8 protein-coding genes, 25 tRNA genes, 3 rRNA genes and 1 riboswitch are annotated in these 25,097 nt (G+C 40.5%); all 36 genes read left to right on the top strand.

All coding sequences use genetic code 11. The features are described from left to right. Nucleotides 1-9: 9 nt before the first annotated feature. The 36 genes from hslO (at nucleotide 10) to EM4838_RS13035 (ending at nucleotide 25,072) form a co-directional block, all read left to right on the top strand. Nucleotides 10-897 carry an Hsp33 family molecular chaperone HslO gene (gene hslO, locus EM4838_RS13210; protein ID WP_071866559.1) on the top strand — a complete coding sequence of 296 codons (888 nt, stop codon included), beginning with the start codon at nucleotides 10-12 and terminating at the stop codon, nucleotides 895-897. Then, nucleotides 898-1,896 (top strand): tRNA dihydrouridine synthase DusB, encoded by a 999-nt coding sequence (gene dusB / locus EM4838_RS13205; protein ID WP_071866560.1) that lies wholly within the window; start codon nucleotides 898-900, stop codon nucleotides 1,894-1,896. It begins immediately after the preceding gene. 115 nt (nucleotides 1,897-2,011) lie between these two features. Continuing rightward, nucleotides 2,012-3,508, top strand: coding sequence for a lysine--tRNA ligase (lysS, locus tag EM4838_RS13200; RefSeq protein WP_010734126.1), 1,497 nt, complete (start codon nucleotides 2,012-2,014; stop codon nucleotides 3,506-3,508). A 913-nt stretch (nucleotides 3,509-4,421) separates the two neighbouring features. After that, nucleotides 4,422-5,982: ribosomal RNA gene (locus tag EM4838_RS13195) — 16S ribosomal RNA — on the top strand. Between the two features lie 230 nt (nucleotides 5,983-6,212). Continuing rightward, nucleotides 6,213-9,127: ribosomal RNA gene (locus EM4838_RS13190) — 23S ribosomal RNA — on the top strand. A 91-nt stretch (nucleotides 9,128-9,218) separates the two neighbouring features. Further along, nucleotides 9,219-9,334, top strand: a 5S ribosomal RNA gene (gene rrf / locus EM4838_RS13185). The 16S, 23S and 5S rRNA genes sit together here with 25 tRNA genes alongside, the layout of an rRNA operon. 12 nt (nucleotides 9,335-9,346) lie before the next feature. Beyond that, a tRNA-Val gene (locus EM4838_RS13180) sits at nucleotides 9,347-9,419 on the top strand. Nucleotides 9,420-9,422: 3 nt separating this feature from the next. Continuing rightward, nucleotides 9,423-9,495: transfer RNA gene (locus EM4838_RS13175), tRNA-Lys, on the top strand. A 7-nt stretch (nucleotides 9,496-9,502) separates the two neighbouring features. Further along, a tRNA-Leu gene (locus EM4838_RS13170) sits at nucleotides 9,503-9,584 on the top strand. Nucleotides 9,585-9,610: 26 nt separating this feature from the next. After that, nucleotides 9,611-9,683 (top strand) — tRNA-Thr (locus EM4838_RS13165). Nucleotides 9,684-9,693: 10 nt separating this feature from the next. Then, nucleotides 9,694-9,765: transfer RNA gene (locus tag EM4838_RS13160), tRNA-Gly, on the top strand. Nucleotides 9,766-9,782: 17 nt separating this feature from the next. After that, a tRNA-Leu gene (locus EM4838_RS13155) sits at nucleotides 9,783-9,868 on the top strand. A gap of 10 nt (nucleotides 9,869-9,878) precedes the next feature. Further along, a tRNA-Arg gene (locus EM4838_RS13150) sits at nucleotides 9,879-9,952 on the top strand. A 9-nt stretch (nucleotides 9,953-9,961) separates the two neighbouring features. Further along, nucleotides 9,962-10,035: transfer RNA gene (locus EM4838_RS13145), tRNA-Pro, on the top strand. Between the two features lie 17 nt (nucleotides 10,036-10,052). After that, a tRNA-Ala gene (locus EM4838_RS13140) sits at nucleotides 10,053-10,125 on the top strand. Nucleotides 10,126-10,153: 28 nt separating this feature from the next. Continuing rightward, nucleotides 10,154-10,227, top strand: a tRNA-Met gene (locus EM4838_RS13135). A 14-nt stretch (nucleotides 10,228-10,241) separates the two neighbouring features. Next, a tRNA-Ile gene (locus EM4838_RS13130) sits at nucleotides 10,242-10,315 on the top strand. Between the two features lie 22 nt (nucleotides 10,316-10,337). Next, nucleotides 10,338-10,427, top strand: a tRNA-Ser gene (locus EM4838_RS13125). A gap of 11 nt (nucleotides 10,428-10,438) precedes the next feature. Beyond that, a tRNA-Met gene (locus tag EM4838_RS13120) sits at nucleotides 10,439-10,512 on the top strand. A gap of 18 nt (nucleotides 10,513-10,530) precedes the next feature. Continuing rightward, a tRNA-Asp gene (locus EM4838_RS13115) sits at nucleotides 10,531-10,606 on the top strand. 1 nt (nucleotide 10,607) lies between these two features. After that, a tRNA-Gly gene (locus tag EM4838_RS13110) sits at nucleotides 10,608-10,678 on the top strand. 12 nt (nucleotides 10,679-10,690) lie between these two features. Then, a tRNA-Ile gene (locus EM4838_RS13105) sits at nucleotides 10,691-10,764 on the top strand. A 24-nt stretch (nucleotides 10,765-10,788) separates the two neighbouring features. Further along, nucleotides 10,789-10,876 (top strand) — tRNA-Ser (locus EM4838_RS13100). Nucleotides 10,877-10,890: 14 nt separating this feature from the next. Then, nucleotides 10,891-10,962: transfer RNA gene (locus EM4838_RS13095), tRNA-Glu, on the top strand. A 13-nt stretch (nucleotides 10,963-10,975) separates the two neighbouring features. Continuing rightward, nucleotides 10,976-11,065, top strand: a tRNA-Ser gene (locus tag EM4838_RS13090). 12 nt (nucleotides 11,066-11,077) lie between these two features. After that, a tRNA-Met gene (locus EM4838_RS13085) sits at nucleotides 11,078-11,151 on the top strand. A gap of 18 nt (nucleotides 11,152-11,169) precedes the next feature. Further along, a tRNA-Asp gene (locus EM4838_RS13080) sits at nucleotides 11,170-11,242 on the top strand. A gap of 3 nt (nucleotides 11,243-11,245) precedes the next feature. Beyond that, a tRNA-Phe gene (locus tag EM4838_RS13075) sits at nucleotides 11,246-11,318 on the top strand. Between the two features lie 4 nt (nucleotides 11,319-11,322). Then, nucleotides 11,323-11,393: transfer RNA gene (locus EM4838_RS13070), tRNA-Gly, on the top strand. Nucleotides 11,394-11,404: 11 nt separating this feature from the next. Next, a tRNA-Ile gene (locus EM4838_RS13065) sits at nucleotides 11,405-11,478 on the top strand. 20 nt (nucleotides 11,479-11,498) lie between these two features. After that, nucleotides 11,499-11,570: transfer RNA gene (locus EM4838_RS13060), tRNA-Glu, on the top strand. A 1,455-nt stretch (nucleotides 11,571-13,025) separates the two neighbouring features. Continuing rightward, nucleotides 13,026-15,812, top strand: a complete 2,787-nt coding sequence (locus EM4838_RS13055; protein WP_157811378.1) for a hypothetical protein — start codon at nucleotides 13,026-13,028, stop codon at nucleotides 15,810-15,812. Between the two features lie 402 nt (nucleotides 15,813-16,214). Further along, nucleotides 16,215-18,827 carry a hypothetical protein gene (locus EM4838_RS13050; protein ID WP_157811377.1) on the top strand — a complete coding sequence of 871 codons (2,613 nt, stop codon included), beginning with the start codon at nucleotides 16,215-16,217 and terminating at the stop codon, nucleotides 18,825-18,827. Nucleotides 18,828-19,187: 360 nt separating this feature from the next. Further along, entirely contained in the window at nucleotides 19,188-21,965 is a 2,778-nt protein-coding gene (locus EM4838_RS13045; protein ID WP_071867912.1) for a hypothetical protein, read from the top strand. A 171-nt stretch (nucleotides 21,966-22,136) separates the two neighbouring features. Further along, a riboswitch (SMK box riboswitch) is annotated at nucleotides 22,137-22,217 on the top strand. Then, the gene (gene metK, locus EM4838_RS13040) at nucleotides 22,215-23,408 is read left to right on the top strand and encodes a methionine adenosyltransferase (RefSeq protein WP_071867913.1); all 1,194 of its coding nucleotides are present in this window, start codon (nucleotides 22,215-22,217) and stop codon (nucleotides 23,406-23,408) included. It overlaps the preceding riboswitch by 3 nt. Before the next feature lie 185 nt (nucleotides 23,409-23,593). Further along, nucleotides 23,594-25,072: an MDR family MFS transporter gene (locus EM4838_RS13035; RefSeq protein ID WP_071867914.1), complete on the top strand. Its 1,479-nt coding sequence runs from the start codon at nucleotides 23,594-23,596 to the stop codon at nucleotides 25,070-25,072. The last annotated feature ends 25 nt before the right edge of the window (nucleotides 25,073-25,097 follow it).

The raw sequence follows: 25,097 nt of genomic DNA, 5'->3' as shown, positions 1-25,097 counted from the left end.
TACATACAAATGGAAGATTATTTAGTAAAGGCATTAGCCAATGACGGATTTGTTCGAGCATATGCTGTTCGTGCAACCAATACTGTCGCAGAAGCGCAGCAACGCCATGATACTTGGCATACATCATCAGCAGCATTAGGCCGTGCATTAGTTGGTAGTCTGCTTCTAGGTGCGACAGTTAAAGGAGAAGATAAATTAACAGTACGCATCCAAGGAGATGGCCCTGCAGGTGGGATCGTTGTTGATGCGAATGGTAAAGGTGATGTCAAAGGGTATATCAAAAATCCACACCTAAGTTTACCGCTGAACGCAGAAGGAAAAATCGATGTACGTGGAGCAGTAGGGACACAAGGGATGTTCAGTGTGACAAAAGATCTAGGGTTAAAAGAACCTTTTTCAGGACAAACACCGATTGTATCTGGTGAACTAGCTGAAGATTTCACGTACTATTTAGCGATTTCAGAACAAATCCCTTCAGCTGTAGGGCTAAGCGTCTTAGTCAATACGGATGATACCATCAAGACAGCGGGTGGTTTTATGATCCAGATCATGCCAGGGGCAGACGAAGAAACGATTGCGAAAATCGAAGAGCAACTGAAAACAACACCACGTATTTCTACACTCTTAGATGAAGGGTTGACACCTGAAGAAATCTTGCAAGGATTGTTAGGAACAGACGAATTGCAAGTACTAGAAAAAATGCCTGTGCAGTTCAAATGTGATTGTTCGAAAGAAAAGTTTGGTGAAGCAATCATTGCTTTAGGCGCAGCAGAAATCCAAGCAATGATCGATGAAGACCATGGCGCAGAAGCAGTTTGCTCATTTTGTAATAATAAGTATACCTACACAGAAGATGACCTAGCAGCATTGAAGACAGAAGCCTTGGGAGGATTATAAGTGGATCACACATGGAAAATCGGGAACGTTGAAATACCGAATCGCGTGGTTGTAGCACCAATGGCAGGGATCACGAACGCCGCATTTCGTGTAACCGTCAAAGAATTTGGTGCAGGAATGGTCGTTTGTGAGATGATCAGTGACCAAGGTATTCATTTCCGCAACAAAAAAACATTGGAAATGCTGCATATCGACGAAACGGAGCATCCATTAAGTTTGCAAATATTTGGTGGGAACAAAGACACACTAGTAGAAGCAGCACAGTTTGTTGAGAAGCATACTACAGCAGATATCATTGATATCAATATGGGATGCCCAGTCAATAAAATCATCAAAGCTGAAGCAGGTGCAAAATGGTTATTAGACCCTGATAAAGTCTATGAAATGGTTCATGCAGTTGCATCGGCAGTTGATGTGCCAGTTACTGTGAAAATGCGTATTGGTTGGGACGAAGAACATGTTTTTGCTGTCGAAAACGCATTAGCTGCTCAAGCAGCCGGTGCCGGTGCAGTAGCCATGCACGGACGAACACGTGTGCAAATGTATGAAGGAAAAGCCGATTGGGAAGTGTTAAAGGAAGTCAAAAAACATCTAACGATTCCTTTTATGGGTAATGGAGACGTCAAAACGCCAGAAGATGCAAAACGCATGTTGGAATACGTGGGTGCCGATGGCGTCATGATCGGACGTGCTGCTTTAGGGAATCCTTGGATGATCCATCGGACGCAACATTATTTAGAAACTGGAGAGCTGATTCCGGAACCAACCGCACGCGAAAAAATTGCTACTGCAAAATTACATCTAGAACGTTTAGTTGATTTAAAAGGAGAAACCATCGCCTGTCGTGAGTTTCGGACACACGCTTCCTACTATCTAAAAGGTGTCTCCCGGGCAGCCAAGATCAAATTAGCGATCAATAAGACTGAGAAACAGCATGAAATCAATGAACTGCTTGACCAATTGGTTGAAAAAAGTGAAAAATTATCACTTCAATCTTAGGAAGTTATTCTAAGTTTTTTGCGAAATTCAAGCCGAAACACTAAGTTCGGCTTGCTTTTTTTGCGTTTCATTGGCATTATAAGGAAGAGAATAAGATGAGAATGGAGGAACTTTTGTGACTGAGGAACAACAAAATCAATTAGAAGATTTAAACGATCAAATGATTGTTCGTCGTGAAAAAATGGAGCAATTGAGAGAAAATGGGATCGATCCATTTGGTAAGCGATTTGAGCGTACACATAATTCCCAAGAATTGCACGAATTATTTGATCCACGTACAAAAGAAGAATTGGCGGAGATGGCATTGACAGCGAGTGTTGCTGGCCGTATGATGACACGCCGTGGAAAAGGTAAAGCTGGATTTGCTCATCTGCAAGACAGAGAAGGCCAAATCCAAATCTACGTACGCAAAGACCGAGTAGGTGAAGAAGCTTATGAAGTATTCAAACATGCTGACTTAGGAGATTTCTTTGGCGTAACTGGAGAAATCATGAAAACTGATACAGGTGAGGTATCGATTAAAGCCTCTGAAATCGTCATCTTATCAAAAGCACTTCGTCCATTACCAGATAAATATCATGGATTAACGAACATCGAACAACGATACAGACAGCGTTACCTTGATTTAGTAAGTAATAGAGATAGTTTTGACCGCTTCATGAAACGCAGTCAAATCATTAGTGAGATCCGTCGCTATTTAGATGGGAACGGCTATATCGAAGTTGAAACACCAGTCTTGCATAATGAAGCCGGTGGAGCAGCAGCACGTCCGTTTATCACACATCACAATGCGTTAGATATGGATCTATATCTACGTATTGCGTTAGAACTTCATTTGAAACGTCTGATCGTTGGTGGTATGGAAAAAGTTTATGAGATCGGCCGTGTATTCCGTAATGAAGGAATCGATACGACCCACAACCCTGAGTTCACGATGCTTGAAGCATACACTGCATATACTGATTTTCAAGATGTGATGAACTTGACAGAAGGTATCATCCGTAATGCAGCTGAAAAAGTATTAGGAACAGCTAAAATCACTTATGCAGGTCAAGCAGTTGATTTAGAGAGTGATTTCAAACGTGTGCATATGGTCGATGCAATCAAAGAGCATACAGGTGTTGATTTCTGGAAAGAAATGACCTTAGAAGAAGCACTAGCGATTGCAAAAGAACACCAAGTTGAAGTGACAGAAGCAATGGGTGTTGGTCACGTCATCAATGAATTCTTTGAAGCGTTTGTGGAAGAAACCTTAGTGCAACCTACTTTTGTCTATGGACATCCAGTAGAAGTTTCTCCATTGGCGAAGAAAAATCCTGAAGACCCACGTTTTACTGACCGTTTCGAATTGTTCATCACAGGTAAAGAATTTGCTAATGCCTTTACTGAGCTGAATGATCCAATCGATCAAAGAGAACGTTTTGAAGCGCAAGAAAAAGAACGCGAGCTTGGAAACGATGAAGCACATGGTTTAGACGAAGACTTCTTAGAAGCGCTAGAATATGGCATGCCACCAACTGGCGGACTAGGTATCGGAATCGACCGTCTAGTCATGCTATTGACCGATGCTCAATCGATCCGTGACGTATTACTATTCCCAACCATGCGTTAAATCTGAGACATAAATAGAAACAACCAGTTCAGGGAACCAAACCGACAATAGCCAGAAATGTTTTTTATTTCTAGCTGCTGTCGGTTTATTTTTTAGAGAAAAAATGAGATAACTTTGCTTGAAATCTTGTTCTATATTTAAGACTTTATTGAAACTAATTTTTAAGTAAATGCGTATCAATGAACCATTTCAGAGAAAGTTATGGAAAGGGATAAGATAGATATAAAAAAAGAAAACGGAACCATTAGAAATGAGTCTACTTTATAGAAGTTTCAGCGTAATTGCAATGGCGAATGATTTATGTAGATAAAGGTTTTCAACATCTTTATGCCATGCGAAAAGCGAACGTTTAAATCGTTTTTCAGTATATTAATCGTATAACTAAAAAACTTGAAAAAACACAAAAAAATTCGTTGACCAATAAGATTTTAGTTGGTATATTATTATTTGTTCAAAAGTTAAGTTTCATAACTTCTGAATGATCATAAAAAAGTTCTTGACGTGTGGGACAACACATGATAAGATAACCAAGTCGCTTGTGAACGACAACAGATAAACGTTGATTTCGCAAAGAAAAAAACAAAATTAACTGTTGACAAATAACAAACGATAAGTTATGATAAGTGAGTTGCTAAAACGACCTCATGAAAAAAGAGTTCAAAAAAACTTTTAAAAAATAGTTGACAATCATTCGAGAGTTTGCTAAGATATAAAAGTTGCTACGGCAATCACAAACGATAAGTTGAGACAGTTGTGTTTCATTTATCACGTAGACCTTTGAAAACTGAACAAAGTAAGACAAACCAAATGTGTAGGGCGTCTTGATTCAATTCAAGACAACAAACATTTTTAACAAGCAAGCAATATGCTAGCAAACAATTGAGCTTAACAATCGAAAGATTGTTCTAACTTTTATTATGAGAGTTTGATCCTGGCTCAGGACGAACGCTGGCGGCGTGCCTAATACATGCAAGTCGAACGCTTCTTTTCCCACCGGAGCTTGCTCCACCGGGAAAAGAGGAGTGGCGAACGGGTGAGTAACACGTGGGTAACCTGCCCATCAGAAGGGGATAACACTTGGAAACAGGTGCTAATACCGTATAACAATCGAAACCGCATGGTTTCGTTTTGAAAGGCGCTTTACGGTGCCGCTGATGGATGGACCCGCGGTGCATTAGCTAGTTGGTGAGGTAACGGCTCACCAAGGCCACGATGCATAGCCGACCTGAGAGGGTGATCGGCCACATTGGGACTGAGACACGGCCCAAACTCCTACGGGAGGCAGCAGTAGGGAATCTTCGGCAATGGACGAAAGTCTGACCGAGCAACGCCGCGTGAGTGAAGAAGGTTTTCGGATCGTAAAACTCTGTTGTTAGAGAAGAACAAGGGTGAGAGTAACTGTTCACCCCTTGACGGTATCTAACCAGAAAGCCACGGCTAACTACGTGCCAGCAGCCGCGGTAATACGTAGGTGGCAAGCGTTGTCCGGATTTATTGGGCGTAAAGCGAGCGCAGGCGGTTTCTTAAGTCTGATGTGAAAGCCCCCGGCTCAACCGGGGAGGGTCATTGGAAACTGGGAGACTTGAGTGCAGAAGAGGAGAGTGGAATTCCATGTGTAGCGGTGAAATGCGTAGATATATGGAGGAACACCAGTGGCGAAGGCGGCTCTCTGGTCTGTAACTGACGCTGAGGTTCGAAAGCGTGGGGAGCAAACAGGATTAGATACCCTGGTAGTCCACGCCGTAAACGATGAGTGCTAAGTGTTGGAGGGTTTCCGCCCTTCAGTGCTGCAGCTAACGCATTAAGCACTCCGCCTGGGGAGTACGACCGCAAGGTTGAAACTCAAAGGAATTGACGGGGGCCCGCACAAGCGGTGGAGCATGTGGTTTAATTCGAAGCAACGCGAAGAACCTTACCAGGTCTTGACATCCTTTGACCACTCTAGAGATAGAGCTTCCCCTTCGGGGGCAAAGTGACAGGTGGTGCATGGTTGTCGTCAGCTCGTGTCGTGAGATGTTGGGTTAAGTCCCGCAACGAGCGCAACCCTTATTGTTAGTTGCCATCATTTAGTTGGGCACTCTAGCAAGACTGCCGGTGACAAACCGGAGGAAGGTGGGGATGACGTCAAATCATCATGCCCCTTATGACCTGGGCTACACACGTGCTACAATGGGAAGTACAACGAGTCGCGAAGTCGCGAGGCTAAGCTAATCTCTTAAAGCTTCTCTCAGTTCGGATTGTAGGCTGCAACTCGCCTACATGAAGCCGGAATCGCTAGTAATCGCGGATCAGCACGCCGCGGTGAATACGTTCCCGGGCCTTGTACACACCGCCCGTCACACCACGAGAGTTTGTAACACCCGAAGTCGGTGAGGTAACCTTTTTGGAGCCAGCCGCCTAAGGTGGGATAGATGATTGGGGTGAAGTCGTAACAAGGTAGCCGTATCGGAAGGTGCGGCTGGATCACCTCCTTTCTAAGGAATATTACGGAGACTACACACGTTTGTCGATACTTTGTTCAGTTTTGAGAGGTCTACTCTCAAAATTTTGTTCATTGAAAACTGGATATTGAAGTAAAAATGTAAGTAATACAAACCGAGAACACCGCGTTGAATGAGTTTTTTAATAAGTTCAATTGCTTATTTTTCTTGATTGGACTTCTATCGCTAGAAGAAAGATCAAAACCCAACCGTAAGGTTGATAAGGTTAAGTGAATAAGGGCGCACGGTGGATGCCTTGGCACTAGGAGCCGATGAAGGACGGGACTAACACCGATATGCTTTGGGGAGCTGTACGTAAGCTATGATCCAGAGATTTCCGAATGGGGGAACCCAGCATCTTTTATAGGATGTTACGTATACGTGAATACATAGCGTATACGAGGTAGACGCAGAGAACTGAAACATCTAAGTACCTGCAGGAAGAGAAAGAAAATTCGATTCCCTGAGTAGCGGCGAGCGAAACGGGAAAAGCCCAAACCAATGAGCTTGCTCATTGGGGTTGTAGGACTCCGATATGGTAGTTCTTTCAGATAGTCGAATGACTTGGAAAAGTCAGTCAAAGAGGGTGAAAGCCCCGTAGATGAAATTTGGAAGGCACCTAGGAGGATCCTGAGTACGGCGGAACACGAGGAATTCCGTCGGAATCCGGGAGGACCATCTCCCAAGGCTAAATACTCCCTAGTGACCGATAGTGAACCAGTACCGTGAGGGAAAGGTGAAAAGCACCCCGGAAGGGGAGTGAAATAGAACCTGAAACCGTGTGCCTACAACAAGTCAAAGCCCGTTAATGGGTGATGGCGTGCCTTTTGTAGAATGAACCGGCGAGTTACGATTGCATGCGAGGTTAAGTTGAAGAGACGGAGCCGCAGCGAAAGCGAGTCTGAATAGGGCGTTTGAGTATGTAGTCGTAGACCCGAAACCATGTGATCTACCCATGTCCAGGTTGAAGGTGCGGTAAAACGCACTGGAGGACCGAACCCACGTACGTTGAAAAGTGCGGGGATGAGGTGTGGGTAGCGGAGAAATTCCAAACGAACTTGGAGATAGCTGGTTCTCTCCGAAATAGCTTTAGGGCTAGCCTCGGAATTGAGAATGATGGAGGTAGAGCACTGTTTGGACTAGGGGCCCATCTCGGGTTACCGAATTCAGATAAACTCCGAATGCCATTCATTCATATCCGGGAGTCAGACTGTGAGTGATAAGATCCATAGTCGAAAGGGAAACAGCCCAGACCACCAGCTAAGGTCCCAAAATATATGTTAAGTGGAAAAGGATGTGGGGTTGCACAGACAACTAGGATGTTGGCTTAGAAGCAGCCACCATTTAAAGAGTGCGTAATAGCTCACTAGTCGAGTGACCCTGCGCCGAAAATGTACCGGGGCTAAACATATTACCGAAGCTGTGGAGTACACCTTTAGGTGTATTGGTAGGAGAGCGTTCTAAGGGCGTTGAAGGTAGATCGTGAGGACTGCTGGAGCGCTTAGAAGTGAGAATGCCGGTATGAGTAGCGAAAGACAGGTGAGAATCCTGTCCACCGAATGACTAAGGTTTCCTGGGGAAGGCTCGTCCGCCCAGGGTTAGTCGGGACCTAAGCCGAGGCCGACAGGCGTAGGCGATGGACAACAGGTTGATATTCCTGTACTCGTTGTTTTTGTTTGAGCAATGGAGGGACGCAGGAGGCTAAGGAATGCAGACGATCGGAAATGTCTGTCCAAGCAGTAAGTCTTGATAGGAGTCAAATGCTTCTAACTTTAAGGACAAGCTGTGATGGGGAGGGAAATAATAGTACCGAAGTTCCTGACGTCACACTGCCGAGAAAAGCTTCTAGTGAGAAAACAACGACCCGTACCGCAAACCGACACAGGTAGTCGAGGAGAGAATCCTAAGGTGAGCGAGAGAACTCTCGTTAAGGAACTCGGCAAAATGACCCCGTAACTTCGGGAGAAGGGGTGCTGATCGTCAGATCAGCCGCAGTGAATAGGCCCAAGCGACTGTTTATCAAAAACACAGGTCTCTGCAAAATCGTAAGATGAAGTATAGGGGCTGACGCCTGCCCGGTGCTGGAAGGTTAAGAGGAGTGCTTAGCGTAAGCGAAGGTACGAATTGAAGCCCCAGTAAACGGCGGCCGTAACTATAACGGTCCTAAGGTAGCGAAATTCCTTGTCGGGTAAGTTCCGACCCGCACGAAAGGCGTAACGATTTGGGCACTGTCTCAACGAGAGACTCGGTGAAATTTTAGTACCTGTGAAGATGCAGGTTACCCGCGACAGGACGGAAAGACCCCATGGAGCTTTACTGTAGTTTGATATTGAGTGTCTGTACCGCATGTACAGGATAGGTAGGAGCCGTAGAAGTCGGAACGCTAGTTTCGATGGAGGCGCTGGTGGGATACTACCCCTGCGTTATGGCCACTCTAACCCGCACCACTTATCGTGGTGGGAGACAGTGTCAGATGGGCAGTTTGACTGGGGCGGTCGCCTCCTAAAGAGTAACGGAGGCGCCCAAAGGTTCCCTCAGAATGGTTGGAAATCATTCGAAGAGTGTAAAGGCAGAAGGGAGCTTGACTGCGAGACCTACAAGTCGAGCAGGGACGAAAGTCGGGCTTAGTGATCCGGTGGTTCCGCATGGAAGGGCCATCGCTCAACGGATAAAAGCTACCCTGGGGATAACAGGCTTATCTCCCCCAAGAGTCCACATCGACGGGGAGGTTTGGCACCTCGATGTCGGCTCGTCGCATCCTGGGGCTGTAGTCGGTCCCAAGGGTTGGGCTGTTCGCCCATTAAAGCGGCACGCGAGCTGGGTTCAGAACGTCGTGAGACAGTTCGGTCCCTATCCGTCGCGGGCGTTGGAAATTTGAGAGGAGCTGTCCTTAGTACGAGAGGACCGGGATGGACTTACCGCTGGTGTACCAGTTGTTCTGCCAAGGGCATTGCTGGGTAGCTATGTAGGGAAGGGATAAACGCTGAAAGCATCTAAGTGTGAAGCCCACCTCAAGATGAGATTTCCCATTTCTTTAAGAAAGTAAGATCCCTGAGAGATGATCAGGTAGATAGGTCAGGAGTGGAAGTACAGTGATGTATGGAGCGGACTGATACTAATCGATCGAGGACTTAACCAAAATAAAATGAAAAAACTCGGAGAGTTTCTTACTGATACTTCAAATCCAGTTTTGAGTGAACAAGATTTACTCAAATATAGATAACACCAAGTGTGGTGGCGATGGCGAGAAGGATACACCTGTAACCATGCCGAACACAGAAGTTAAGCTTCTTAGCGCCGATTGTAGTGAGGGGTTGCCCCTTGTGAGAGTAGGACGCCGCCACGCTTTGTTATCTTTGGAGGTTTAGCTCAGCTGGGAGAGCATCTGCCTTACAAGCAGAGGGTCAGCGGTTCGATCCCGTTAACCTCCATATGAGCCGTTAGCTCAGTTGGTAGAGCATCTGACTTTTAATCAGAGGGTCACAGGTTCGAGCCCTGTACGGCTCATATTTTTGCGGGTGTGGCGGAATTGGCAGACGCACTAGATTTAGGATCTAGCGCCTTACGGCGTGGGGGTTCAAGTCCCTTCACCCGCATCATATGATTTATTCTATTTTTTTACGCCGGCTTAGCTCAGTTGGTAGAGCATCTGATTTGTAATCAGAGGGTCGAGGGTTCAAGTCCTTTAGCCGGCATCGTAAATACGCGGAAATAGCTCAGTGGTAGAGCACCACCTTGCCAAGGTGGGGGTCGCGGGTTCGAACCCCGTTTTCCGCTTTGCCAATGTACTACGCGCCGGGGTGGCGGAACTGGCAGACGCACAGGACTTAAAATCCTGCGGTGAGTGATCACCGTACCGGTTCGATTCCGGTCCTCGGCATTACAAATATGCGCCCATAGCTCAATTGGATAGAGTGTTTGACTACGGATCAAAAGGTTAGGGGTTCGACTCCTCTTGGGCGCGTTAGTTTTACGGGAAGTAGCTCAGCTTGGTAGAGCACTTGGTTTGGGACCAAGGGGTCGCAGGTTCGAATCCTGTCTTCCCGATTAGTAAATAGTTTCAAGGGGCCTTAGCTCAGCTGGGAGAGCGCCTGCTTTGCACGCAGGAGGTCAGCGGTTCGATCCCGCTAGGCTCCATTTCATTTAAATAATGAATACTTTTTTTCGCGGTGTAGCTCAGCTGGCTAGAGCGTCCGGTTCATACCCGGGAGGTCGGGGGTTCGATCCCCTCCGCCGCGATTATTTAAGAGCCTGGACCTTTAGCTCAGTTGGTTAGAGCAGACGGCTCATAACCGTCCGGTCGTAGGTTCGAGTCCTACAAGGTCCATAGCGACGTTGTATTTCATATTGGAGGATTACCCAAGTCCGGCTGAAGGGAACGGTCTTGAAAACCGTCAGGCGGGTAAAACCGTGCAAGGGTTCGAATCCCTTATCCTCCTTTTCATATTATCGCGGGATGGAGCAGTCTGGTAGCTCGTCGGGCTCATAACCCGAAGGTCGTAGGTTCAAATCCTGCTCCCGCAATTAAAAACTAAAAACATTGGTTCCGTGGTGTAGGGGTTAACATGCCTGCCTGTCACGCAGGAGATCGCGGGTTCGATTCCCGTCGGGACCGCCACGCGGGTGTAGTTTAGTGGTAAAACCACAGCCTTCCAAGCTGTTGTCGCGAGTTCGATTCTCGTCACCCGCTTTTAGTTTTTATGGGCCTATAGCTCAGCTGGTTAGAGCGCACGCCTGATAAGCGTGAGGTCGATGGTTCGAGTCCATTTAGGCCCATTTATTCAAAATCTTAATGGTTTTGGGGAAGTACTCAAGTGGCTGAAGAGGCGCCCCTGCTAAGGGTGTAGGTCGGGAAACCGGCGCGAGGGTTCAAATCCCTCCTTCTCCGTTTCATTTTTATCTGGCCCGTTGGTCAAGCGGTTAAGACACCGCCCTTTCACGGCGGTAACACGGGTTCGAATCCCGTACGGGTCATTAGCTTTATATTGGAGGATTACCCAAGTCCGGCTGAAGGGAACGGTCTTGAAAACCGTCAGGCGGGTAAAACCGTGCAAGGGTTCGAATCCCTTATCCTCCTTTTTCATATTATCGCGGGATGGAGCAGTCTGGTAGCTCGTCGGGCTCATAACCCGAAGGTCGTAGGTTCAAATCCTGCTCCCGCAATTAAAAACTAAAAACATTGGTTCCGTGGTGTAGGGGTTAACATGCCTGCCTGTCACGCAGGAGATCGCGGGTTCGATTCCCGTCGGAACCGTTTGGCTCGGTAGCTCAGTTGGTAGAGCAATGGATTGAAGCTCCATGTGTCGGCAGTTCGATTCTGTCCCGCGCCATACTGCGGGTGTAGTTTAGTGGTAAAACCACAGCCTTCCAAGCTGTTGTCGCGAGTTCGATTCTCGTCACCCGCTTTAGTTTTTATGGGCCTATAGCTCAGCTGGTTAGAGCGCACGCCTGATAAGCGTGAGGTCGATGGTTCGAGTCCATTTAGGCCCATTACTTTCATATTTTTACCTGGCCCGTTGGTCAAGCGGTTAAGACACCGCCCTTTCACGGCGGTAACACGGGTTCGAATCCCGTACGGGTCATCGAAGATACTTCATGTAAGTATCTTTTTTTGCTCTTTGACAAGTAGTGTTGGCGAGTTAAAATTGAAAGAATTTCATCGAGAATCAATCGAAGCAGAAATAGGCTTCGATTGATTCTTTTTTTTGGATCGATCTTGGAAAACCTAGCCCTGGATCAAGTCAATACGGTAAAAAAATGGAAGGAATGGCGGTATCTATCAGTCACTCGTTTGCTGGCCTTAATATTATTGTTCCTTCCAATGTCCCGTTACTATAAGGTATTTAGAAGGTATTTTTGATTCCCTTTCTATATTTGATCACTTTCATCCTACATCTCATATAACCCACTGTTGGTTGATTATCTAACCCTACATGAATCATGTAGGAGAAGGTCTACCTTCTTTTTTTCAGAAAGCCAATTCTTTGGAAAATGATTTTTTTGTCTGTTAAACTAAGTAATTTTTGTAGGTTCATCCATGGAGATATCCTTTCTTGAGCAGCTTTGTTTTTATCAGTTTACTTCATTATAGAGCCTGTATCATCTTTTGACTGTAGAGCTGAGAAAATGATTATTCTCATCATATAAATCTACTATTTTCTTCAACCTATCAATTTGCTGATGTTATGGGAGAGTATTTTTTTCGTGATTTTAAAATAAATGGGTAATTTTTATAGGAGTAGTCACTATACTATAATTAGTTAGAATGTACGAAATATGACGTCATAAATCTATAAATTTTAAACTAGATGATAGAAAAATTTAGTTAGAAGGATTATATGGTAGGAGAAGAAGCAACAGAAAACCATAGAAATGTTGCTGGTTTTAAAAAAGAAATAAATAGGCTACCTTGTAGGTCAGAAGATTTTTTCATTCCTTAGGAACAAATTGGTACAAAAATTATCAAGCAAAAGGAGACTCGGAACTTGAAAGTCAGCGCTCAAATAAGAAAGTAAATGCAAGTAAAAAGATACGATGAGTAGGGAGGGAACCTGTTTAGTCAAAACAAGTAATATCTATAAATTAGAAAAGAAGATTCGATAGATACATCGAAAACAAACCAATTTTCGTCCGCACTATCCCCCTATTAACCGTCAACTGAAATGAAGCTTGAAGATAATGGCGTTGTATCCATAGAAGCAGAAGCGACTCTACCCTAGCTTCAAATCATATCCCGAATGATTGAAACCTGTTGTACCTATCAATGTGACAATGCTGGACATACAGCGAATAGAGATGACGATCTTAGTCTGGATTTAGTTACAGTGTCGGTTATACGAGCATTCATCAAACAAAAAAGTAGGTGTATCGAATTTGTTTTATCTGAATAGACGTCTCGTATTGAACCAAATGAGAGTAGTCAGCAGCCGTAGAATCGGAAATGTAGAAACAGAAAATAAACATTGATCTGATAACTTTTAAAATTGGGTAGAACTATTTACAGAATTTTGGCAAAGGAAAATATGAATACCGAAAAAATGATGAAAGAAAACAATAAAAATGAATTTCTCCAAAAACTACAGATATTAACATTAGCACTTTCGTTAAAGGAAAATAATCAAAGAGTTGCTTCACCAGATTTTTATAGTTCACTGTATTCAACGTACATAAAAATGCTAGAAAATGATGATGATCAATCCTTTATTGATATAGAAAACCAGTCAAAAGTGATTGATTCACTGAAAAGATCTATGGATTTTTATAGCAGTGATCATCCAAGTTTTCTACAGAAAATCATTGAAAAAATGACCAATGATGATCCAACAGACTTCATGCTTTTCCAAAATTTGAATAATCTAGATAAAGATGGAAATAATTTACAACATTATTGTGGCTGGATCGTTTATAAAAGGGAAAATGATTTGTTTGTTGTTCAAGTAGATAGAAAAGAGAAATTTGGTGTAGGACAGGTGTCATATGCTAGGATTCCACTAACAAAAGCACCTTGTTTAAGTGAACTATTTTTTTTGAAGTTGAATGTGCAAAATTCAGAAGACTTCTCTTTATTCCATGGGATCAAGTCAATTTCAGCTGGGTTTCAGGAAATTCCTGTTTTAAATAGTATAGTAAAAAAAGGAATGGACAATCCGGTCAGTGCCTTAGAAGATATCTTTAAAATACTAGTGTTCCACTATATAGCAGACATTTTTTCGGTAAATACTACTGATAGGATAAAGTCACTCTGGCATGGAGCTAATATTCAGCTGACTATACAAATACGTGAAAGTCTTCTTGCAGCGATAAAAACGGACAATCACATCTGGAATGACCAATTTGACTACATTTTTGATTATTATTTGTATCAAACTGGAAATATTGGAATCAAGGCAATTTTACCTAGTAATAAACAAAATGAGTGGCGGGACAGTATCAAAAAAAGTTTTAATAGTGATCCTTATATCCTTGCATTGATGAGTAGTGATGGAAAGATTTTGGATATAGATGAGGAGCTATTGCAAAAAAAACTTGTCTTAACCGTCAAACCATTAAATGTACTGTATGATAGAGAACTCCCATTAGTCAGTTCGATTGAATTGATGAATACACTCTATCATGATGGAATAATGATCACTATCTATGAAGATCGGTTGACTATGATCAAGAACCCTATAGCAAAAGAAATGAATCAACGTTTCCTTTCAAGACTACAAGAGCGATACCAAGAAATAAATAAAGAAATGAAACGACGTATCATAAAGAATCAACCAGAAGAACTAACTCTGGAAAGTAATAGTTATAGTTTAGTTCAGCTAGGAACAAACGTAGTATCAACAAATGATAGTAGTTTTGTTCAAACAGAAATAATGAAACAACAGAAAAAATATGTTTTTTCACGAAACATAGATATGTTGGCTTTAACGTTATCGTTAAAATCCAATGATGATATCAATTGTTTCCCAGGAATTTATGATCTATTATTTTCGACCTACATTAAAATGATCAAAAATGACCAAGAAGATTTTTTTATTGATAAGCAACGGCAACCACATATTATACAGTCCTTACAACGAACGATAGAGATTTATAAACTAACAAACATAGAAGACTTACATAATATTTTTGGGAATTTAAGAAATAATGATCCAACGGACTTTGTACTGTTTCCAGCTTATTTTCATATGTTAGATCCAAAAGAAGGCGGGCATATTTGTGGATTGACCATATATAAAAGAGACAATGAATTTATGATTATGCAAGTAGATAAAGAGTCTTTTTTTGAATCAGGTGCAGTCTCTTATGTTAAAGCACCGTTAAAAAATATTCAGGAGTTAAGTCAAATTATCTTCTTTGCACGAGAATTTTTTGATTTTAAGCCATATGGTATCTTAAGAAAAATCGAAGCTATTTCTCATAAATTTAAAGCGATCCCATCGATAAAATTAGCCCATCAAACTACTGGTAATTGTGGAATTATTGAAATCGAAGCTACTTTGAGATTGATTTTATTCCACTGTAAAAAGGATCTCTTTGCTTTACAAACGTGTGATCGAATCACACCAAAATGGGGTAAAGATAGTCAATATTCAGCAACCATAGAGATGAAGGTACGATTTGTTGAGGCAATGAAAGGAACAGATCAAGAATGGAATCAAAATTTTGATTATGTATTGGGTTATTATCTTTATCGAAAAAAACAATCGATAAAATGGGGAGAAGCACAATTATCTATACATAAAGATTATTGGTATACAACCATACGTCATTTATATTCTAATGATCTTTACATTGTAGAAATACTGAATAGCGGGGGAATGATCCCAGCTGACTTTGATGTATCTTTAAAAGAGAAAATGATAGAACTCGTAGGAAAAGCAGGTATATTGTTGAACAGAGAAATCAAAGTAGTCGGGTTATCTGACCTATACAAAGAAATTCGAGAGAATACCTATGAACTAGAATTATTAAAAGGAAGACTCTCCTTTCTCAAAATCCCTGTGGCAAAAGAAATGTTAGACTACTATATTGCTCGCATAATGATAAAGAATATAGAAATAAAGAAGGAAATCAATCGACGTATCGGCATTGAACCAAAAGAATCTACCTGCCAAATGATGGAACGTCTGCCAATAATATCCCCTCCTGCTAGCGTTCAAAGCCTTCCACTATCATCACCTACTTCTCAAAGAACAACAGGGACTATGGTATCTGTGTCGAATCGTTTTATTTCAATGATTGATCAAGTAAAACAGGTGTCAAAAGATAAAAATCAGCGTTTAGTCAGTAAACAAGTCAAATGTAAAGTGCAGAATACATTGACAAAGTAACTGATGGATTTTGAAAAATATAAATTGTGGTTTTAATAAGTCAAACAATAGAGTTCTTTTAGTTGTGAACTTACTTAATAAATTGACGGATAACGATAAGTTCGTAATATGGTATGGGAAATCCAAAATCACTACCTAGGAGGAGAGAATGATATGGACACGGAAGATGAATTTATTAAAAGACTAGATATGCTAGCTTTAGCACTATCACTGGATACAATGTCGGAAAACTTTCGTTCATCATTAGGAATGTATGAATTGGTTTTTTCAACGTATATCAGCATGATCAAGAACGATCCTGATGAATTTTTCACTGAGAAAGGGCAACGGGCGAGAGTACTTGAATCATTACAACGATCAAAAGAATTCTGTAGCATTGAAAATAGAGAGAACCTGAAAAAATTGTTGGAAAATATGAGGGATAATGATCCAACAGATTTTATGATATTTCCTATTCCTCTTAAGAGTCCGATTAGCGAATATATGATGCCTCAGTTAAGTACCTTAACAATCTATAAAAGAGAAGATTATTTTGTTGTGACGCAGGTAGAGAATGGACAACTGGATGAGCTAAGACAACAGGATTATTTTTGGATACCTTTAATGGACGTAGTTAGTTTGTGTGAAATTATCACCTTTGATCGTAATGCTATTGGGTCAATTGATTCAGAAGTACCCAATATAGTTGATGAAATCAGAGGAATTTCAGACCAATACCAAGTTACGTCTACGCCCGTTGATAAAAAAGAAACTATAGCGTTCAATGATCATTGGATCAGTAAAGTAGAGAGTGCTTTGAGGATCATTTTGTCCAATTGTCGCACAAATGAATTTTTTATTGAGTCCACTATACCACCGCTCCCAACATGGAACATGAAACATCCTGATCCGAATATTGAAATGAAAAAAAGATTTCTTGAAGCGGTCAAAGGTAAGAAACAAGAATGGAACGAACAGTTTGACTATGTTTTTGATTATTTTTTATATAAGAAAAATCGATTGATTGAAAATTCTGTCGTAGCAACAGAGAGTTTTTATCCACCGTGGCCGAACATCGTTGAATTTCTATTTGTAGAAGATCCCTATATAGTAGCATTGCGTAAAAGCAACGGTGATATTTCAAGGACTGTTAGCACGGAACTATCTTATCTAAGAAACAGAATGGAAATGTCCGTAGTAGATGTATTAGATACATTAGACCAATTAGATGGGGGAGAGGTCATCGATTTACCATTTAATGAGTTAGTAAATGGGCTTCATAAGAATCGCGAAATCATTAGCGTTTATAGAGAACGATTACCTCTAATCAGACTTCCGATCGCTAAGGAGATGACCCAACTTTGTCTTTCAAAAATGGAAGTTCGCTCTGAAGAAATAGAGGGTGAATTAAAGCGTCGTATGACAATAAGAAGAAAACTGGATGAAAGCAGTAGAATCACGCAGTTTGTCTCCAAAGTAGTACCAACTAGTATCATGGATTATATCACTCCGAACCAAGAGACAATGGAGCAAAGACAAGAATTTGCAAAACGAGTGGACATGCTAGCTATGTCATTATCGTTGAAACCGAATGATCAATCATTTGTTTCACCGGAAAGTTACGAATTACTATTTTCAATCTATGCGAAGATGATCAAAACTGATTATAATAATTTTTTTGTTGATCGAATACAAACAATGAATATTGTCCATTCGTTAAATAGAACAATACAGTTGTATCGCATGGATAGCGCAGGAAGTCTCCAAACTATTTTCGAAAAACTGAAGAATTATGACCCTACCGATTTTATGCTTATTCCGGTAGCTTTTTCCACTGATCATCCACAGAAGTATTTTGGGCATGTTTGCGGTCTGACGATTTACAAAAAAGAAAATAATTTTATTGTGATGAAAGTGGATAAAGAACAGTCCTATCGTACAGGTGCGGTATCATATGTGAAAGTTCCTTTTGAAAAGGCAAAAGCGCTAAGTCAATTGCTTTTTTCAGAACGTCATTTTTCAAATGAAAAACCATACGATATACTTAAAAAAATTGAAGGATTATCACATGAGTTTCGCCCGATTCGAGCAATACAACTCAAAGAGCAAACCATTGATAATTCCGTCATTAGTGAAATAGAAGCATCGTTGAGAACTATCCTGTTTAATTGTAAAAAAGATATATTTCGTTTGAATGACCAGGAGAAGGTAACACCAAAATGGGGCAAGTTGAATGAGCCTATTTCAGCAAGGCCTCAGAGACACCAAAATTGGTGGATGGAAGATCTTGGAACAACTTTAACAATGAAAGAGAGATTTCTTTTGGCAGTTCAAGGAATTAATGGAAATTGGAATAAGAATTTGCGATATATCTACGACTATTATTTTTATTTTAAAAATATATGTAAAAAAATGGAACATTCAGGAATTGATCAAAAACAAGCCCTTCTTAAGAATATCCGATATCTTTTTCAGCATGATCCTTATATTCAAGAAATGGTAAACAGCGGGGGGCAGATTCCAACGATCTTTGATGAACAACTAAGAAAAAAAGTGAAGAAAATGGTTGAAACAATGGGATCGGTACCTGAGAATGTCCTGAGAGTAATGGAGACATCTAAGATCCAGCAAGAAATTCAAATTAACGCGTATGTGCAAGGTTTTATAAAACAACGAATCCCATTTATCAAAATTCCGGTAGCCAAAGAAATGTCTGAACACATGGTTTATTGTACCGAAATAAAGAACGACAGATTGCAAAGAGAGTATCAGCGCCGTGTAGATCTCGCACAAAAGAGACAAAAGGAAGAACCAATCTATCGCTCTACCACTATGCCAATTACAGAAACATCAAGTCCAGTTGCACACAGCTCTCGTACCTCACCTAATTTGCTAGCGAGAAGTACAAATTTTGGTGATACTCTAAAAGGGCACTTTTCGGAACTATGTGATCGAGCAAAAAATTTATCTGGTTCTGTAAGCAATAATCTAGTAAGAGAAGCAACAAACAAGAAGAATCATAGACAAGAAAAGTGATTTTGCGTTATTTATTTTAATGGAAAGTGATGAGAGGATCGAAAACAATAACTATGGAAATGAATGGATAAAAAATCAGCTAAGTTCGCTTTAAGCTTGGCATTAAAAGAAGATAAAGAGTTTTGATTCATTCGACGAGCATAGATTGCTGATTACAACTGATATATCAAGTGAGCATATAAAGAAATACATACGAGAAAGGATAGATTTAAATTCCTACCATGATATGCAAGGTATTTGTCCGTCCGTTCTCTTTTTAACAGCCCAAAATGGGCTATAAAATGTGTCATATTTTGTTAGTCATACGATGAATGTTGCAACAAAAACTAAAATTATTTATTTTGGAGGTAACTATGAATAATGAAAAAACAATCGAAAAAAGAACGAATGGAAATAAATGATTTTAAGAAAAAAATTGATATACTTGCCATGAATCTGTCTTTGAAAGAAAATGATCGCTTTTATGACGGACTAGAAATGATTTTTGCACTGTATGAAAAAATGATCCAAAATGATCAAGATGCCTTTTTCATTGATAAGGAACGAAAGGCACACATTATTGAATCATTAAAATACTCGAAACAGATTTTTGAGATCAAGAAACCCATGAAGATACAAGAATTATTACTAAACTTGAGAAGTGATGACCCCACAGACTTTCTAATTTTCCCGGCTACTTTTTCTGTGTTTGAGCATAATCTATCTGCTCATCTATGTGGCTTGATCTTCTATCGGAAAAACAATCATTTATTGGCGATCCAAGTAGACAAACAAAGATACTTTAAACAGACCGTTGTTTCCTATACCCAGATACCGCTAACGAAGATCGAGCACTTAAGTAAAATACTCTTTGTTAATCGAGATCATTACGGGCATAAACCTTTTGATATATTTAAAGATATCGAAGCAATTTCAGCAGCATTTCAATCTATTCCAACAATACAAATGAAAGAACAGATGACAGGGAATTGTGTGATTCTGGAATTAGAGGCTACGTTAAAATTAGCCTTGTATCACTGCCAAAGAGATATATTTTCGATTGATATAAATGAGAGAGTGACACCGACATGGAACCTAGTTCATCCGAATCCAACAGTAGAAATGCGCGAAAGGTTTCTTAAAGTAGTCAAAGGAAAAAACAAAAAATGGAATGCTCAGTTTGATTATATCTTTGGCTATTATTTATACCGAAAAGGGTATGATATAGAAACTACGATCATCCATCACCACAGACAAGAAAAAATTTGGTATAAGCTTATTGAAACGGTTTTTAAATTGGATCCTTATATCCTCGCTATACAAAATGGTAATGGAGATCTTCCAATTCTAAATGAAGCGAAATTAATCAAAAGACTTGATCGAGCAGTAGAATCATTAAGTGAACTTTATGAAGAGGATATTAAGGAGGTTGCTGATGATAAGTTAGTGCTCATGCTCAAATTTGATGGATGTTTACGATCCATCATCAAAGAACGATTAGCATTCATAAAAATTCCAGTAGCTAAAAAAATGAATGAACATCTACTTTTAAGGATTGACGAGCGTTTTCAAGAAAACTACGCAGAAATAAAGAGACGAACAGAATTAAGAAAAAAAGAATGGGGATTGCTAAGTGATAAAGGGTGGTTGGTTCAGTTTGCAGAGAAGTGGATACCAAGGACTAGCGCCTATTTTTTATCATCAGAGATTGGAGAAACAAAACAGTTATATGAATTTGCAAGAAGAATGGATATGTTAGCATTAACTTTGTCGCTAAAGAGTAACAAGGATTATTTTGTCAGACCGGAAAATTACATATTATTATTTTCAACTTACATAAAAATGCTCAAAAATGACAAAGATGGCTTTTTTATTGATAAAAAAAGGCAACTATCTATCATTCAGTCATTGGAACGAACGATTGCGTTGTATCGTTTTGACCGAATGGAGAAGTTAAAAATTGTTTTAGAGAATTTGAGAAATAATGATCCGACAGATTTTATGCTTTTTCCGACGAGTTATTCTACGTTAGCTTCTGACCAAGGTGGACATGTCTGTGGGTTAACTGTCTATAAAAAGGATGACCAGTTTCTGGTGATGCAAGTAGATAAGAAAAAAGAGATTGGTGCGGGGGCTGTATCTTATGTGATGGTATCAGCTACTAAAGCTGAAGAATTGAGTAATATTTTATTTTCTGCACGGGATTTATTAAATTTCTATCCATATGGAACATTAATAAAAATCGAAGCTCTTTCTCACCAATTCAAAAAGATTCCTGCCATAAAATTGGAACCGCCAACGACTAATAATTATGGAGTAAGTGGCATCGAAACATCTTTAAGATTGATTTTGTTCAATTGTAATGATTGCCTATTTGAATTAGTTGATGGCCCTAAAATAACGCCAACGTGGAATAATAAGCATAAGAACGCAACTTTTGAGATGCAGAAAAGATTTCTTCATGCAATGAAGGAACACAATCGGGAATGGAATAAAAACTTTGATTATGTTTTTGGTTATTGTCGATTTAGAAATTCGATATATGCGCATGCGCAACAATCGGGTAGTAGTCTTAGTAAAGATGAATGGTATCGAAATATCCGTTCATTATACAGAGAAGATCCTTATATAAAGGTAATCTTGAATAGAGGTGGCAGTATTCCACCAACAGTCGACGAACAAATAACAGAAAAAATCTTAAAAGTAGCAGAGGCACCGGGGACATTATATCAACGTGAGATCAGTGAAGTTGATTTGTCGGACTTGCATCGCGCACTTCTAAGTATTAGACATGAAATAAGTCTCATAACAGATCGAAACACCTATACCCAGATACCAATAGCAAAAGAAATAATCGATTCTTCGATTGATTTTCTTCAGGAAAAAACAATAGAAATTCAGAAAGAAATCAATCACCGCAACAGAATTGAAAAATTTAATCACTCAAATCAAATAAGTAAACAAAGGATTACCTTACCTTGGCATAATACCAGTAGGCAAGCTGTTCACACACTGGCAACTGCTTCGGAAGAAGTTGCTATTTGTTCCTCACGAGAAAATCGAATCTCTTATATGCTTTCTCAAGTCAAACATCAGGCAAAAGTAACAAGTAAAGATCTAGCCAGAAAGCCAGCAATAAATGAACTAAAAAGGCAATAGAAAAAGAGACAATTAAATACGTTCAATAACTGATTTTACGAACTAAAACACACGAACTCCTTCTATTTCTTTATTCTAAAAAATTCGTTTCCTTATCATTTTTACAACTTTCTCTTTTTTCTAAAAAGTAACAAAAAAACGAGCGTAAAATCTGTTTATCTGCTATACTTGACTCGTTGCAAGTTCCCGAGAGGATCCGTACGAACGGAGATGCCTTGTAACCGAATTTAACTAGGGGGAATCATAATTATGGTAGAAAGACATTTATTTACATCAGAATCTGTTTCAGAAGGACATCCGGATAAGGTCGCTGATCAAATCAGTGATGCGATTTTAGATGCGATCCTAGAACAAGATCCAAATGCAAGAGTAGCTTGTGAGACGTCTGTAACAACGGGGTTAGTTTTAGTATTTGGCGAAATCTCTACGACAGCATATGTGGATATCCAAAAAGTGGTACGTGAGACAGTCAAAGAAATTGGTTATACTCGTGCAAAATTCGGCTTTGATGGTGATACTGTAGCAGTATTGGCAGCAATTGACGAGCAGTCACCAGATATCGCTCAAGGGGTGGATGAAGCACTTGAGATCCGTGACGAAAAAGAAAGAGATTTATTAGATGAAATCGGCGCTGGTGACCAAGGATTGATGTTTGGTTTTGCAGTGGACGAAACACCAGAATTGATGCCTTTACCAATTGCTTTAAGTCATCGCTTAGTACGTCGTTTAGCTGAATTGCGTAAATCAAAAGAATTAACATATTTGCGCCCAGATGCAAAATCACAAGTCACTGTAGAATATAATGACCAAGGACAACCAGAAAGAGTCGATACGATCGTTATTTCGACACAACATGATGATGCAGTTGATAATGCAACGATTCGTCAAGATGTCATTGAAAAAGTGATCAAAGAAGTTATTCCAGCAGAACTACTGGACGAACAAACAAAATATTATATTAACCCTACTGGACGTTTTGTAATCGGCGGACCTCAAGGAGATGCTGGATTGACAGGACGAAAAATCATTGTTGATACGTATGGTGGGTATGCCCGTCATGGCGGCGGTGCTTTCTCTGGTAAGGATGCAACGAAAGTTGACCGTTCAGCAAGTTATGCGGCACGTTACATTGCGAAAAATATCGTAGCAGCAGGACTTGCTCGTAAAGTAGAAGTCCAATTGGCTTATGCAATCGGTGTCGCTCAACCCGTTTCGATCTCAATCAATACCTTTGGAACAGCAGAAGTGCCAGAAGAAGCGTTGATTGCTGCGGTAAGAGAAAACTTTGACTTACGTCCTGCGGGAATCATCGAAATGCTTGATTTGCGTCGTCCAATCTATAAACAAACAGCCGCATATGGTCATTTTGGACGTACAGATGTTGACTTGCCATGGGAAAAAACAGATAAAATAGATGCATTAAAAGCTAGTTTAGCTAAATAATTTATGTTTGAATTGAATGTGTTCGCTACGTGTGACGCACATCAAATGTAGACCAGTAAGCCGGGATATTCGAAAGTAGCTTATGCTACTTTTAGAGTATTTTGGCTTTTTTAGCAGAGTCGAAGTTTATTAGGCAGATGATGCCATTTAAATAACGGAAGTTACGATAAGGAGTGGGCTTGAGAATGGAAAGAAAAACAAACGTGAAAGTCGTAACGATCTGCGTGTTCATCGCTACATTTATGACGGCGATTGAGGGGACAATCGTTACGACTGCAATGCCAACGATCGTTGGTTCACTGCACGGCATGGAAATGATGAACTGGGTGTTTTCGATTTATTTATTGACGAATGCCATGTTGACACCCATCTATGGGAAGCTTGCAGATAAAGTTGGAAGAAAACCGATTTTTATTTTTGGTACGCTATTATTTATTATCGGTTCACTTTTTTGTGGGCTTTCTCAATCTATGCTTGGCTTGATTATTTCGCGGGCAATTCAAGGGATGGGTGCAGGAGCAATGATGCCAGTCGCATTGACGATCATTGGCGATTTGTACACGATTGAAAAACGAGCAAAAGTATTGGGTTTAAATAGTTCAGCTTGGGGAATCGCTAGCGTGTTTGGTCCATTAGCTGGTGGGTTTATTGTGGAAGCATTGAGTTGGCACTGGATTTTCTTCATCAATGTGCCAATTGGGTTATTACTGATGGTACTGATTTGGCTCTATCTCAATGAACCAAAAACAACTCGTGAAGCAAAACCGATGGATCTTAAAGGTAGTTTTAGTTTGATGTTCACGTTGGTTCTGCTGTTACTAGGTTTTCAATTATTAGGTGATCAAGGGCTGACACCATTTGTGTTGGCATTATTGATAGGTAGTGTTTTATTCTTTTTCTTATTCCTGTTCGTCGAAAAACGAGCAGAAGATCCTGTCATCATGCTACACCTATTTAAAAACCCGCTTTTTGTCGTTGTGAATGCAGCAGCAGCTTTAGCAAGTGGTTTTTTAATGGGGATCGATGTCTATATCCCAATGTGGATGCAAGGAGTATTAGGACTTAATGCGGCAATTGGTGGATTAGTTTTGGCACCACTTTCTCTTGTTTGGATGGTTGGTTCGTTCTTAGCAAGTAAGTGGATGACCCAGATGACCACCTATCGAGTGTTACGTATTGGGTTGTTCATTACCATTATCGGTGGTGCAGGACTTTGGCTGATGCCATTTCAAAGTAATTTTTTATGGTTCTTCCTGATTTCAACGATCATCGGTGTCGGTTTAGGGATCACAATGACAACATCGACTGTCAGCGCACAAAACAGTGTGCCTTCAGAACAAATGGGTGTTGCCACTTCGTTTAATACGTTAGTCCGCACCATTGGGCAAACAGTGATGGTCGCAGTTTTTGGATTATTGATCAACCGGGTCACGCAAGCTGAACTTGCTGCCAAACAATTGACAGACGATCCGGATATCATGAACAAATTAGTCAATCCACAAACAGCAAAAATGATTGACGCAGAAATATTAACACCATTACGAGAAATTTTGTATCATGGGTTACACCAAGTCTATCTGGTGGGCTTGTTATTAGTCATCATCGCGCTAGGGCTAACATTTTTAATTCGTCAAAAAAATGCTACAATAAAAGAATACAAGTAAATTTACAGATTGTTGTCAGAAAAAC

The organism is Enterococcus mundtii (assembly GCF_002813755.1).
Taxonomy (GTDB): Bacteria; Bacillota; Bacilli; order Lactobacillales; family Enterococcaceae; genus Enterococcus_B; species Enterococcus_B mundtii.
The sequence above is the reverse complement of the archived record's forward strand: the minus strand, read 5'-3'. Positions and strand labels throughout refer to the sequence as shown.

Coding starts and splice junctions, on each gene's coding strand:
- metK (WP_071867913.1), top strand. CDS start 22,215: ATGGTAGAAAGACATTTATTTACATCAGAATCTGTTTCAGAAGGACAT.
- hslO (WP_071866559.1), top strand. CDS start 10: ATGGAAGATTATTTAGTAAAGGCATTAGCCAATGACGGATTTGTTCGA.
- EM4838_RS13055 (WP_157811378.1), top strand. CDS start 13,026: ATGATGAAAGAAAACAATAAAAATGAATTTCTCCAAAAACTACAGATA.
- EM4838_RS13045 (WP_071867912.1), top strand. CDS start 19,188: ATGAAAAAACAATCGAAAAAAGAACGAATGGAAATAAATGATTTTAAG.
- EM4838_RS13035 (WP_071867914.1), top strand. CDS start 23,594: ATGGAAAGAAAAACAAACGTGAAAGTCGTAACGATCTGCGTGTTCATC.